General features: G+C 70.1%; 14 protein-coding genes. 8 read left to right on the plus strand and 6 right to left on the minus strand.

Translation table 11 applies throughout. The features are described from left to right. Positions 1-87: 87 nt before the first annotated feature. A complete protein-coding gene (locus J8M50_RS02520; protein ID WP_010353343.1) occupies positions 88-837 on the plus strand; it encodes a monovalent cation/H(+) antiporter subunit G in 750 nt (249 codons plus the stop codon). Between the two features lie 74 nt (positions 838-911). Further along, the gene (locus J8M50_RS02525; protein ID WP_010353344.1) at positions 912-1,790 is read left to right on the plus strand and encodes an AraC family transcriptional regulator; all 879 of its coding nucleotides are present in this window, start codon (positions 912-914) and stop codon (positions 1,788-1,790) included. A 185-nt stretch (positions 1,791-1,975) separates the two neighbouring features. Here J8M50_RS02525 and J8M50_RS02530 read toward each other — a convergent pair whose 3' ends face one another. Next, the gene (locus tag J8M50_RS02530) at positions 1,976-2,482 is read right to left on the minus strand and encodes a hypothetical protein (RefSeq protein ID WP_010353345.1); all 507 of its coding nucleotides are present in this window, start codon (positions 2,480-2,482) and stop codon (positions 1,976-1,978) included. After that, positions 2,479-2,859, minus strand: a complete 381-nt coding sequence (locus tag J8M50_RS02535) for a VOC family protein (RefSeq protein ID WP_010353346.1) — start codon at positions 2,857-2,859, stop codon at positions 2,479-2,481. The genes J8M50_RS02530 and J8M50_RS02535 overlap by 4 nt, the downstream gene beginning before the upstream one ends. Positions 2,860-2,989: 130 nt before the next feature. Between J8M50_RS02535 and J8M50_RS02540 the strand changes: the two genes are divergently transcribed. The 3 genes from J8M50_RS02540 to J8M50_RS02555 are packed head-to-tail and all read left to right on the plus strand — an operon-like array spanning position 2,990 to position 6,439. Then, entirely contained in the window at positions 2,990-4,246 is a 1,257-nt protein-coding gene (locus J8M50_RS02540; protein WP_010353347.1) for a beta-ketoacyl-ACP synthase 3, read from the plus strand. After that, the gene (locus J8M50_RS02550) at positions 4,233-5,420 is read left to right on the plus strand and encodes a beta-ketoacyl-[acyl-carrier-protein] synthase family protein (protein ID WP_010353348.1); all 1,188 of its coding nucleotides are present in this window, start codon (positions 4,233-4,235) and stop codon (positions 5,418-5,420) included. Before J8M50_RS02540 ends, J8M50_RS02550 begins: the two co-directional genes overlap by 14 nt. After that, complete coding sequence (locus J8M50_RS02555; RefSeq protein WP_010353349.1) at positions 5,420-6,439, plus strand: SDR family oxidoreductase; 1,020 nt, start codon at positions 5,420-5,422, stop codon at positions 6,437-6,439. The genes J8M50_RS02550 and J8M50_RS02555 overlap by 1 nt, the downstream gene beginning before the upstream one ends. On the opposite strand, the gene J8M50_RS02560 is transcribed toward J8M50_RS02555, so the two are convergent. From J8M50_RS02560 to J8M50_RS02575, 4 genes are all read right to left on the minus strand, one after another. Beyond that, positions 6,426-6,770 (minus strand): antibiotic biosynthesis monooxygenase family protein, encoded by a 345-nt coding sequence (locus J8M50_RS02560; RefSeq protein WP_029183802.1) that lies wholly within the window; start codon positions 6,768-6,770, stop codon positions 6,426-6,428. The two genes, J8M50_RS02555 and J8M50_RS02560, sit on opposite strands and share 14 nt — an antisense overlap. Before the next feature lie 33 nt (positions 6,771-6,803). After that, entirely contained in the window at positions 6,804-7,229 is a 426-nt protein-coding gene (locus J8M50_RS02565; RefSeq protein ID WP_010353351.1) for a type II toxin-antitoxin system VapC family toxin, read from the minus strand. Beyond that, positions 7,226-7,429 (minus strand): hypothetical protein, encoded by a 204-nt coding sequence (locus tag J8M50_RS02570; RefSeq protein WP_010353352.1) that lies wholly within the window; start codon positions 7,427-7,429, stop codon positions 7,226-7,228. Before J8M50_RS02570 ends, J8M50_RS02565 begins: the two co-directional genes overlap by 4 nt. Positions 7,430-7,503: 74 nt before the next feature. Next, on the minus strand, positions 7,504-7,755 hold the full coding sequence (locus J8M50_RS02575) for a hypothetical protein (RefSeq protein WP_010353353.1): 252 nt from the start codon (positions 7,753-7,755) through the stop codon (positions 7,504-7,506). 182 nt (positions 7,756-7,937) lie between these two features. Here J8M50_RS02575 and J8M50_RS02580 point away from each other — a divergent pair, with 182 nt between their 5' ends. The 3 genes from J8M50_RS02580 to J8M50_RS02590 all read left to right on the plus strand — a co-directional run bounded on the left by J8M50_RS02580 (position 7,938) and on the right by J8M50_RS02590 (position 11,006). Then, positions 7,938-8,204 carry a GntR family transcriptional regulator gene (locus J8M50_RS02580; protein ID WP_010353354.1) on the plus strand — a complete coding sequence of 89 codons (267 nt, stop codon included), beginning with the start codon at positions 7,938-7,940 and terminating at the stop codon, positions 8,202-8,204. Positions 8,205-8,325: 121 nt separating this feature from the next. Further along, positions 8,326-9,555: an MFS transporter gene (locus J8M50_RS02585; RefSeq protein ID WP_223786147.1), complete on the plus strand. Its 1,230-nt coding sequence runs from the start codon at positions 8,326-8,328 to the stop codon at positions 9,553-9,555. A gap of 155 nt (positions 9,556-9,710) precedes the next feature. Then, on the plus strand, positions 9,711-11,006 hold the full coding sequence (locus tag J8M50_RS02590; protein ID WP_006378747.1) for an ISAs1-like element IS1629 family transposase: 1,296 nt from the start codon (positions 9,711-9,713) through the stop codon (positions 11,004-11,006). The last annotated feature ends 256 nt before the right edge of the window (positions 11,007-11,262 follow it).

An 11,262-nucleotide genomic window follows, 5' to 3' on the forward strand; every position in this document is an offset into this window, starting at 1 on the left:
CACCCGCGCACACTGCCGACCCCCCACCTCACCCCCGCCCGCCCCCGCCGCCGATGATGGTCCGCAGGACGAGGGGGGCGGGTACGCATGCCGGTGACCGGAACGGCCTGGGGCAAGACCAAGAGGCAGTTCAGCGCGAGGCGTGCCCGGGTGAGGGGCGCCCTCCTCGTCCTGCTGGCGGGGGCACCGGCGGCCCTCGCCTGGGTGGTGTTCACGGTGTGGATGCCGTCGTCGGCGGACGAGTACGCCGCGTACCGCGCGACGAGCGTGTGCGACGGCCCGGTCCGGGCGGGGGACGACTGCCTGCGGGACGTCCCGATGCGGGTCGACAAGGTCAAGCGGCATCGCAAAGGCAGCAGGGACATGACGGCGACGACGACCGAGGCCCCGTTCTGGACGTACGAGACGTCCTTCGGCGCCGACGGCCCCCTCGCGGACGGGCTGCACAAGGGCGACGAGATCACCGGTACGACCTGGCGGGACCACCTCGTCGGGATCGCGAAGGGCGAGGTCCGCCAGCACACCACGGACGAGCCCCGCGACGAACCCCAGCCGCAAGCGGCGATCGGCACGTACGACGCCCTCCTCGCCGGGCTCCTCCTCACCATCGGCACGGTCCGCCTCGTACGCCCCCGCAAGCACCCCCGTTTCCTGCCGTCGCCGTACCCGCGCCGGCTCGCCCTGAGCGTGGGCGCCGTATCGGGCGTCGTGGGGATCGTCGGGCTCGCGACCCGTATGCCGTGGTGGCTGACCCCGCCCCTGATCGTGCTGGTCTCGGCGCCGGTGGTGCACCTGATCCTGAACTGGACCGACGAGCCCAAGCTGGAACTGACCTGACCGGGCACGGAATGTCGGGTCCGGCCCCCCGTCCCCTTCCTACCGTGAACCCGTAACCAGGAAGGACACCGGACATGCTGGAGCACCTCAACCGGGCGATGGACCACATCGAGGCCCGCCTCGACCAGGACATCGACGCCGCCGACCTCGCGAGGATCGCCCTGACCTCCGAGTACCACCTGCGCCGCCTCTTCTCGGCCCTCGCGGGCCAGCCCCTCTCGGAGTACATCCGGCGCAGGCGGCTGACCGTGGCGGGCGCGGAGGTGCTCGCGGGCGGGCGGACGCTCCTCGACATCGCGACGACGTACGGCTACGGCTCGGGCGAGTCCTTCGCACGGGCGTTCCGCGCGATGCACGGCGTGGGCCCGGGCGAGGCCCGCCGTACGGGTGCGGCGCTGTGCTCCCAGCCCCGGCTGTCCTTCCGGCTCGTCGTCGAAGGGAGCAGCAGCATGCGGTACCGGATCGTGGAGAAGGGGGAGTTCCGGGTGGTGGGGAGGAGGGCCCGGGTGCCGCTCGTGCACGAGGGCGTCAACCCGGCGATCGCCGAGTTCATCCGGGGGATCGGGGCGGAGACGATGGCCCGCGTCACGGCGTTGTCCGACGAGGAGCCGTACGGCGTCGTAGGCGTCAGCGACCAGCTCGACCCGAGCCGGGCGGAGGGCACCGAACTCGACTACTACCACGGCGTGTTGACGTCGCCGGGGCGGGAGATCCCCGAGGATCTGGACGTCCTCACGGTCCCTGCCGGGACGTGGGCGGTGTTCGAGAACTCGGGGGCGTTCCCGCTGGCGTTGCAGTACCTGTGGCGGGACGTGTTCACGCAGTGGTTCCCGTCGAATCCGTACGAGAGCCGGCCGGGGCCGGAGATTCTGCGGGTCGCTCTGCGGGAGGCGGGGGCGGAGGCGGACGCGGCGCTGTGGATTCCGGTGGATCGGATGGGGTCGGGGTCGTAGAAGAGGGGGCGAGCCCTTGTTTCTGGGCTCGCCCCCTCACCCGTCAGAACATCGACGCCACGTCCTCCAACTCCCTCCTGGGCTTCGGCGAGACAACGAACTTCAGCAAATTCTTCGCGAGGATGACGGGGGTTGTGCCAGGTGACTTCAGGGTGGTGCACGGGAGGGGGGGTACCGGCGTGAGGCTAGGCGGTCGACACCTGGACCGGCCGGCACAGGGAGGACCACGAAGGCAGTTCCCGCGCGATGCGCTCATGGTCCGTACCCGAATAGTCGGGCGGGACATCGCCGATCCCGTCCACTTCCAGGACGTAGAAATCGGCCTGCGAGCCCACGACCTCAAGCCGCGCGGCAGGGAAGAAATCGAACCTCGCGCGAAATACGCCGGCAGCTGGATCGGGCAGCCCGGACACCACGGTCAACGCCGCGAACGGAACCGGCACCACCGAGGAACTCCACGCGAAGGAACGCAGCCCCCGCACGACGAGCAGCGCGGCGTTCCCGGCGTCGAACTGCAACGAGGTACGCAGCTCGAAGAGGAGCGCGGCCGTCGAAGTCAGCGGGCACACACGCGAGTCGAGCAACTGAGCTTCTTGCAGAGCATCGGCCTCCCGCAGGGCATCGGGCTCGGCAGCCTGAACAGAAGCAGAAAAATCACGCCTCGACGCGACGAGGCTGTTCACTGAGGTCATGGCGCGATCCGCCGCCGCAGCAAACAGAACTCGTTCCCCTCAGGATCGACCAGCGGATACCAGCTCTCCTCCCCGCTCTGCCCGATCTCCGCATGCCGCGCCCCGAGCCCCAACAGCCGCTCCAGCTCAGCCTGTTGATCCCGGTCCGTAGGGCTCACGTCGATGTGGAGGCGGAGTTTCACGGGACGGGCGTCGTGGGTCGGGCTGAGGACGAGTGTCGGCTGCGGGCCCCCGAACCCCGTCCCCGGCGGCCCGATCTCGATGCTCCCGTCCTCCTCCCGCCCCACCTCGACGTACCCGAGCACGTCCCCCCAGAAGGCGGCGAGCCCCTCGGGGTCGACGCAGTCGATGACGAGTTCGCTGATCCGGCATGCCATGACGGCAGTCTACGAACCCGCCGCACCTCCCTTGGCGCCCCGACCGCCCCCCGTGTGAGTGATGACTCCCGGTGTCCACAACCGCTTTCCTGGAACCCGGCGTTACCCCCCTCACGGAGCGAGTCATCGCATGTCCCCCACCCCCGCCTCGGTGATCCGAGGTGTCGGCGCCTGTCTTCCCGAACTCACCGTGACGAACGAGGACTTGGTCGCGAGCGGCCTGAACACCTCGGACGACTGGATCCGGACCCGTACGGGTATCGCGGCCAGACGCCATGTCACTCCCGGTACGAGTACGGGGGACCTGGCGGCCGGAGCCGCGAAGCAAGCGCTCGCCGGTCTCCCCCCACCCCAACTCCTCATCCTGGCAACGACAACCCCGGACCACCCCTGCCCGGCCACCGCCCCGGAAGTGGCAAGCAGACTCGGCCTGGGCACCATCCCCGCCTTCGACCTCGCAGCGGTCTGCTCCGGCTTCGTGTACGCCCTGGCCACCGCAGACGCCTGGATCCGCGCCGGCGCAGCCACCTCCGCGCTGGTCATCGGCGCGGAAACGTACTCCACGATCATCGACCCCGCCGACCGCAACACGGCGATCCTGTTCGGCGACGGCGCCGGCGCGGTCGTCCTGAGCAGCGGCACCCGCGACGAACCCGGCGCGATCCTCGCCACCGACCTCGGCAGCGACGGCACCGGCGCGGACCACGTGATGATCGAGGCGGGCGGCTCCCGCTGGCCCGACCCGGCGCGACTGGACGGCACGGCCGCACACACCCTGCGGATGAAGGGCCGCGAGGTGTACGGCCAGGCCGTACGCCGCATGACGGCCTCGGCGCACCGCACGCTGGCCCAACTCGACTGGCCCACAAGCTCCGTTGGTGCCTTCATCGGCCACCAGGCCAACCAACGCATCCTCGACGCCGTCGCCGACCGCCTCGGCATCGCCGCCGAGCACCGCCACGGCAACATCCACGACGTCGGCAACACGGCCGCCGCCTCCATCCCCCTGGTCCTCGCGGACGTCGTGGCGCGCCGCGCCGTACCGCCCGGCACCCGCACTCTCCTCACCGCGTTCGGCGGCGGCCTGACCTGGGGCTCCGCCGCGCTGACCTGGCCCGATCCGAAGAAGGAGCCTGCCATGACAACCACCGAATCCCCCGTGTACGACCACCTCGTGCACCTCCTGACGACGAAGTTCGACGTCAACTCCCCCACACCGGAAGCCACGTTCACCGACCTCGACCTCGACTCCCTCGCCGTCGTGGAGCTGTTCGTCACCCTCTCCGACCACTGGTCGATCGCCCTGCCGGACACGGAGGCGGACCCCGGGCTGACGGTCGCGGCGACGGCCGCACTGGTGGAGAAGGCGCGGAATGAACGGAGTTGAGGTCGCGGTCACCGGAATCGGGCTGGTGACGCCGGGGGGCACCGGTCGTGAGGCCACGTGGCGTACGGTCCTTGAGGGGCGGGCGACGGCGGCTCGTGTCCCTCAACTCAAGGGCCTCAACGCCGAGTTCGCGTGCACGATCTCCGACCCGCCGTCCTTGAAGCAGAGTTGGCAGTACGACCGCCACACCCGGTTCGCTCTCGCCGCCGCCGACGAGGCCCTTGCCGATGCGGGGCTGGATCCCGGGGGCTGGGACGGTGAGCGGGTCGCCGTGGTCGTCGGGACCGCGTTCGGCGGGACGGAGTCCCAACTCGGCCAGCACGAGCGGCTGTTGTCCGGCGCCAAGGTGTCTCCGTACCTCGTGCCGATGTTCCTGCCCAACATGGCCGCAGCACAGGTCGCCCTGCGGATCGGGGCGCGCGGGCCGGTCTCCGGGGTCTCCACGGCCTGCGCTTCGGGGGCCACGGCGATCGGTACGGCGATGGGGTTACTGCGGGACGGCGTCTGCGATGTCGCCCTCGCCGGGGGCGCGGACGCGGCCGTCCACCCCCTGTGGATCGCCGGGTTCGACAGCATGGGGGCGTTGTCGCGGCGCGGGGAGTCACGGCCCTTCGACGCCTCGCGGGACGGGTTCGTGATGGGGGAGGGGGCCGGGATTCTCGTGCTGGAGCGGGTAGTTGACGCTCAGAGGCGGGGGCGGCGGGGGTACGCGGTCCTCGCCGGGTACGGCGCGAGTGGCGACGCGCATCATGCTGTGGCGCCGGACCCGACGGGGAGGGGGGCGGAGCGGGCGGTGCGCGGTGCGTTGGCGTCGGCTGGAGTGGACGCCTCGGACGTGGATCACATCAACTCCCATGGCACGTCCACCCCGTTGAACGACAAGGCGGAGGCCGCTGTGATCGCCCGCTGCTTTCCGCACGGGCCCTCGGTGACCTCCGCGAAGGGGGCGCTGGGGCATCTCCTCGGCGCTGCGGGGGCGGTGGAGGCGGCACTGACGGCGCTGACCCTGTCGTACGGCCAAGTCCCTCCGATCGCCGGTCTGTTGACGCCCGACGCAGCCGACCTCGACCTCGTGACCACCGCCCGCACCGCCTCACCCGCGATCGCCGTCAGCCACTCCTTCGGTTTCGGGGGCCACAACACGGCCCTGGTTCTGCGCAGTTGGGAGCACTGATGTCCAAGACTCACGTCATCACCGGATCAACCGGCCTGATCGGCGCGGCACTTCTACTCCGACTGGCGGAGCATACGGACGACGAGTTCGTGTGCCTGGTCCGGGCGCCGGGGTCGCGTCTGCACGACACGCTGAGACGCGCGGCGTCGGCGTACGGGGTCGAACCCCAGTTGCTCGCAGGGGCGTTGAGACGTACCCGGGTCGTGGAGGGCGACCTCACGACGCCGTTCCCGCTGGGGAGGGCCCGCGTCGAGGTCTGGCACTCCGCCGCCGTCCTCCACTTCCGCCGCTCCACCTGGCGCACGACCTTCCGCACCAACGTCCAAGGCACGCGCCGGCTACTGGAGTTGGCGCGCGCCGCCGGCGCCGAGGGGTTCAACTACCTGAGTACGGCGTACGTCGCGGGTACGGCGACCGGCGCGATCGGGGAGGTCCCAGCGTCGCCCTCGGCGGCGCGGACGCCGTACGAGTTGAGCAAGATCGCCGCTGAGCGGGTGGTGTCGGAGGTGCGGGACATGCCCGTACGGGTGCTGCGGCCGTCGGTGGTCGTGGGGCACAGCGGGACGTTGGCGTATCCCGGGACGCCGAGCGGGGCGTACAAGATCCAGCAACTGCTCGCGGCGTACTACCGGGCGGTGCCGCCCACGGTTCGCCCCTGCGTGCGGGCGCTGCCCGATGAGCCCTTCAACATCGTCCCCGTCGACCATGTGGTGGCCGAGGCCCACGAGTTGAGCGCCCAGGGCGTGACGGGCATCCACCACCTGACGAACCCCACACCCCCTTCAACGGGCGCGCTCCTCACGGCACTGTTCGCCAACTGCCAGGCCCAGCCCCCCACTTACACACCCGTGGACATGGACCCCCTCCTGGACCTGGCCCTAGGCGTCTACGTCCCCTTCCTCAACAACCCCCAGCACTTCACCCGCACGCACCCCGGCACCCCTTGGACCCCGGACCACGAAACCCTCCGGGCGATGTTCCGCCCGTTCGCGGTCCGGCCCACGTCTATCCCCGCGTGAACCCACTACTCCGCTCCACCTTGGCAATATGCAACGAGTAACTCTCGTACCACTGCGCCCGCCCCCGCTTCTGCGCGGCCCGATGCTCCTCATCACCCCGCCACGCGGCGAGCGCCTCACCGTCCCGGAAATACCCGACGGTGATCCCGAGCCCACCAGGCGTCTGCGCGTGATCCATGCCCAGGTACCCAGGGATGCCCTTCACCAACTCCTCCATCCGGGCGCTGGTTTCGGCGTAGTCCTGCTGGTCCTGGGCGCGGATGGTGGTGAACACGGAGACGTAGTAGGGGGGTTCGAAGGGAGGGACAGGTGCGTCGGGGTGGTTGCTCATGGCGCCACGGTAGGGGGTGCGTGGTCCAGGGGGCTACAGGTTCTGGGGGAGCAGCTCGAACGCGGGTACGTGAGAGGGGCGTACGACGGTGAAGTGGCGGCGGTCGACGGTCGCGACCTGCTTGGTCTGCCACCGTTCCGCAATCGCGACGACACAGGCGTCGGTGCCGCCTAGCGGCAGGTCGGCGTATTGGCGTACGAGGTGGGCCATGCGCCGGATGTCCTCGGGCATGACGCTCGTGACCGTACCGAGGTCCCCGGCCGCGAGCGCGTCGAGGAAGGCCGCTTCGACCTGGGCGCCGCACCGGGTGCCGATGAGGTGACAGGCTTCGGCGAGGACCGGTGCCGGGATCACGAGGTTGCGTGGGTGGACGGTGTCGTACCAGCGGACACACGCGGCATGGTAGGCGTCGTCGGCGTCCGCGAGGGCCACGAGGGGGCCCGTGTCCACCACGATCACTCGCCGAACCCCGTCTCCCGGAGGATCTCGTCCGCGCGGGCCGACGTGTCCGAGTGCCCGGAACGGCCCATCCCGATGAACGAGGGACGTCCCGGACGGTCGGTGGACCCTATGAACGGCCGCAGGCTCTGCGCCACGGCGTCGATGTCGTTGTCAGGCACGCGGTCAATGAGCGCGTGAAGCTCTTCCCGTGTGGTCATGGTTCCAGGGTAGTCAGCGGGGCCGGAAGACGGGGACCGGAACCCTTCGGGACCTCCGGTCACGCGGTCGAGGTTCACACGACCACCCCCACCGGCTCGGCCGCCCGGCGTCGCTCCCGCTGAAGCTCCGCCTCCTCCGCTTGACGGCGGAAGATCTCCGCGGCTTCCTCCTTGGACGGCGAGGTCCAGGGGCGTGACCAGGGGCTTACCGGGATGACGGGTCCGGGAGCGAGGGTGAGGTGGGTGGCGCTGTGGCGTCCGGGGCGGCGTCGGGGGACGAGGTTGCAGAGGGCGCGGGAGAGGGTGCGCACGATAAAATCGCGCATGTCGTCAGCTCCTTTTCAGCTGTCGGCCATGCCCCGGGACGGATCAAGGCGGGGACCAGCCGCCTCCGTCGCCGGGGTCTTGTCGTCCCCGCACACTAACCCAACTTGTATACGTAGGTCCATCGAAGTTTATGCTCGTTTAGCAGCGAACGACAACATGGCCAGTTGTCTACGCTGGCCATATGTCTGAGATCGACCACGAGGCCCCGACGCCGGTGTACCAGCAGATCGCCGCGCTGCTCATCGCGGAGATCAAGAGCGGCAGCATCGAGGTGAACCGCAAGATCCCGTCCGAGTCCACGCTGACCCAGCGCTTCGGGGTGGCCCGAGCGACCGTCCGCAACGCGGTGAAGTACCTCCGCGAGGAGGGGTGGGTCTTCACCGTGCCCCAGCGGGGAACGTACGTCGCGGAACGCAAGCCGACGGACGCGACCCCTGAGGAGAGCTGAGCCTCAGCGACGTACCACGGCAGCCTGCCGAACCCCTGCCCCGCCCGCAGAGTTACCGCCTTCGACGGAGGAGCGGCCTAACACGCCTCGTGTCACCCGCCCGCCCCCTACAGTCACGCGGGTGAGCTACGTGAGCCTGCTGCGGCAGCGCCCCGTCCTGGTCCTGTGGCTCGCCGAGACACTGTCCGTCTTCGGCGACCGCTTCTTCACCCTCGCCCTGGCCTGGACGGCCTGGCAGAGATCCGGCGCGGTCGCGATGGGCCTGGTCGTGGTGGTCGAGTCGGTGCCGCACCTGCTGATCGGCACGTTCGGCCGGAAGCTGATCGCACGCTTCGCCGCGTTCCGCGCACTCGCCGCGGTGGAGGCGGTGCAGGTCGTCGTGGTGAGCGCGATGCCGTGGCTGTGGCAGTCGCTCGGCCTGGCCGGCGTGCTGATCGTCATCGCCTTGATCGGGACCTGTGACGCGCTGACCGGCCCGAGCCTGTCAGCCCTGGTCCCGGGCCTGGTGGACAAGGACCGGGTACGGCAGGTGACAGGGCTGATGGACATCTCCAACCGGCTCACCTGGTTCCTCGGCCCCGGGTCGGCCGCGGTGCTGCTGGCCTTCATGCCCGCCGAGAGGCTGTTCCTGCTGGACGCCGCCACCTTCGCCGTGTCCGCCACGGCCTTCGCCTGGCTCGGCCGGACCACGGCACCCCGACCGACGGGGCCCACACGCGAAGACACCGAGGCAGCCGCGCCCCGGGCGCTCGCGGTGCTGCGGGCGCATCCGGGGATCGGGTGCGCGCTCGCGCTCGGCGGCGTTGGGGAGTTCTTCTCGACCGCGCTCACCATCGGCGTCCCCGTCTGGCTGACCGGTCGGCTGCACCTCGGCGCCGGGGCGTACGCGGTGGTGCTGTCCGCAATAGGGATCGGCGCCGTGGCGGGCAATCTGCTGGCCGGGAACGTGTCCCTGCCGGGCCGCTTCCCGGGCGTGTACTGCCTGATGTGGACGGTACGGGGGCTGCTGCTGGCCGCGTTGGCCCTCAGCGGCAGCCTCCTGGAGGTCGTGGCCGTGACCGCGTCCATGGGCGCGCTGGTACCGCTGACCTCGATCGGCCTCAACGCGGAGATCGGCGCCCTGCCGGGGCCTGAGCGGCTGAGGTTGTTCACCGCCGACTCGGTCAAGCTGCACGTCGCCAGTATGAGCAGCATGCTGCTGCTGCCCACGCTGCTGGAGCGCGCCCCCGGGCCGTCCTTCGCGGCGGGCGGCGCCCTGACCGCTGCCGTCGGGCTGCTCGCCTGGATCGCCGCGAGGAGCTTGGCGCAGCGGCCGGTGCGCGCGGAAGAGACGGAACTCGCCCGGCCATGACCACTCGGTCCTCACGGCGGGCCCCCAGGGCCCCGGCGTTTGCCCGGATCGCCCCGGCCTGGGCCGGTTGATCATGCTGGCGGGCCTCGGAAGCAGATGAACACGGCACCTGTGGATCATGGAGTTCTCTACGCTGCAAGATCCACGAAGGTGCCGTGTTCGTTCCTCCATCATCCCCTGCCGTCGTTCCCGTCTCTCCGGCGCCCCGCCTGGAGGCCCTCGGCTCGGATGCCGCGCGAGACCAAGTCCGCGGCCTGGTTGCCGAGTTCGAGTCGGTCACCGATCCTCGCGGGGCGTGCGGGGTGCGCTACCGGGTCTCCTCGCTGCTGGCCCTGGTGGTCTGTGCGATGACCCCGGCGGGCCATGACTCCATCACCGCGGCGGCGGAGTGGTGCCGACGTGCGACGCCTGAGGAACTGGCCGCTTTCGGTCTGCCCTACCATCCGTTGCGCGGCCGCTACCGGATCCCGAGCGAGAAGACCTTGCGCACCGTTCTGGGGCGGCTCGATCCCGGTGAGGTCAGCGCGGCCGGCTACGACCACCTGCGGCCCCTGCTGTCCACGGTGTCCCACTCTCCCGAGCCGCTCATGCCCGACGGCGGCATCGAACGCGAACAGCGCCGCGCCCACCGGGCGGCCGCCCGCGCCGAACCGGTGCGCTCCCGGCGCCGGGCCATCGCGGTGGACGGCAAGTGCCTGCGCAGTGCGAAGCGCCCGGACGGCAGCCGCGTCTTCGTGCTCTCCGCCGTCCGGCACGGCGACGGCATCACCCTCGCCTCCCGCGAGATCGGCGCGAAGACCAACGAAATCCCCGAGTTCCAACCCCTGCTCGACCAGCTCGACGACGCCGATCTCAAGGGGGCCGTCGTCACCGCCGACGCCCTCCACGCCCAACGCGACCACGCCACCTACCTGCACGAACGCGGCGCCCACTACCTGCTGACCATCAAGAACAACCAGCGCGGCCAAGCCCGTCAGCTCCACGCCCTGCCCTGGAAGGAGATCCCCGTCATCCACCGTGACGACGCCCGCGGCCACGGCCGCCACGAACAGCGTCTCGTCCAGGTCGTCACCGTCAACGGCCTGCTCTTTCCCCACGCGGCCCAGGTCCTGCGCATCCAGCGCAGACGCCGTCTCTACGGAGCGAAGAAGTGGTCCAGCGAGACCGTCTACGCCATCACCGACCTGCCCGCCGAGGAAGCGAGTGCCGCCGAGATCGCTTCATGGGCTCGCGGGCACTGGACCGTGGAGAACACCGTCCACTGGTGTCGGGATGTGACCTTCAACGAGGACAAGTCCCAGGTCAGGACCCACAACACGCCCTCAGTCCTCGCCGCCGTCCGCGACCTGATCCGCGGTGCGCTCAAGCTTGCCGGGTACGTCAACACCGCCGCCGGCCGCCGAGCCCACACCGAACGCACCCTCGTCCTCAGCCTCTACGGCATCACATGATCAAACCGGACGACCCGGGCAAACGCCGGGGCCCTGGGCGGGCCCCACGGATGTCAGTCGACGGCCACGTGGGATCAAGGAGCCAGATTTCCCATAGCGCATCGCAAACTTCACCTGCAATACCGGAACGGTTTTGGACAATTCAAGAACGATATCCGACGAATGGACGGCCATAATTGATCGAATCCCTGAAATGAAACGTTCCCGGTTCCGCGCAGGCGATTGCCGCGAGCACAAAAATGGCAATCAAAGGGCA

The sequence above is a fragment of the Streptomyces acidiscabies genome, assembly GCF_020010905.1.
Taxonomy (GTDB): domain Bacteria; phylum Actinomycetota; class Actinomycetes; order Streptomycetales; family Streptomycetaceae; genus Streptomyces; species Streptomyces acidiscabies.

Coding starts and splice junctions, on each gene's coding strand:
- J8M50_RS02525 (WP_010353344.1), top strand. CDS start 912: ATGCTGGAGCACCTCAACCGGGCGATGGACCACATCGAGGCCCGCCTC.
- J8M50_RS02550 (WP_010353348.1), top strand. CDS start 4,233: ATGAACGGAGTTGAGGTCGCGGTCACCGGAATCGGGCTGGTGACGCCG.
- J8M50_RS02580 (WP_010353354.1), top strand. CDS start 7,938: ATGTCTGAGATCGACCACGAGGCCCCGACGCCGGTGTACCAGCAGATC.
- J8M50_RS02575 (WP_010353353.1), bottom strand. CDS start 7,755: ATGCGCGATTTTATCGTGCGCACCCTCTCCCGCGCCCTCTGCAACCTC.
- J8M50_RS02520 (WP_010353343.1), top strand. CDS start 88: ATGCCGGTGACCGGAACGGCCTGGGGCAAGACCAAGAGGCAGTTCAGC.
- J8M50_RS02560 (WP_029183802.1), bottom strand. CDS start 6,770: ATGAGCAACCACCCCGACGCACCTGTCCCTCCCTTCGAACCCCCCTAC.
- J8M50_RS02530 (WP_010353345.1), bottom strand. CDS start 2,482: ATGACCTCAGTGAACAGCCTCGTCGCGTCGAGGCGTGATTTTTCTGCT.
- J8M50_RS02570 (WP_010353352.1), bottom strand. CDS start 7,429: ATGACCACACGGGAAGAGCTTCACGCGCTCATTGACCGCGTGCCTGAC.
- J8M50_RS02540 (WP_010353347.1), top strand. CDS start 2,990: ATGTCCCCCACCCCCGCCTCGGTGATCCGAGGTGTCGGCGCCTGTCTT.
- J8M50_RS02535 (WP_010353346.1), bottom strand. CDS start 2,859: ATGGCATGCCGGATCAGCGAACTCGTCATCGACTGCGTCGACCCCGAG.
- J8M50_RS02555 (WP_010353349.1), top strand. CDS start 5,420: ATGTCCAAGACTCACGTCATCACCGGATCAACCGGCCTGATCGGCGCG.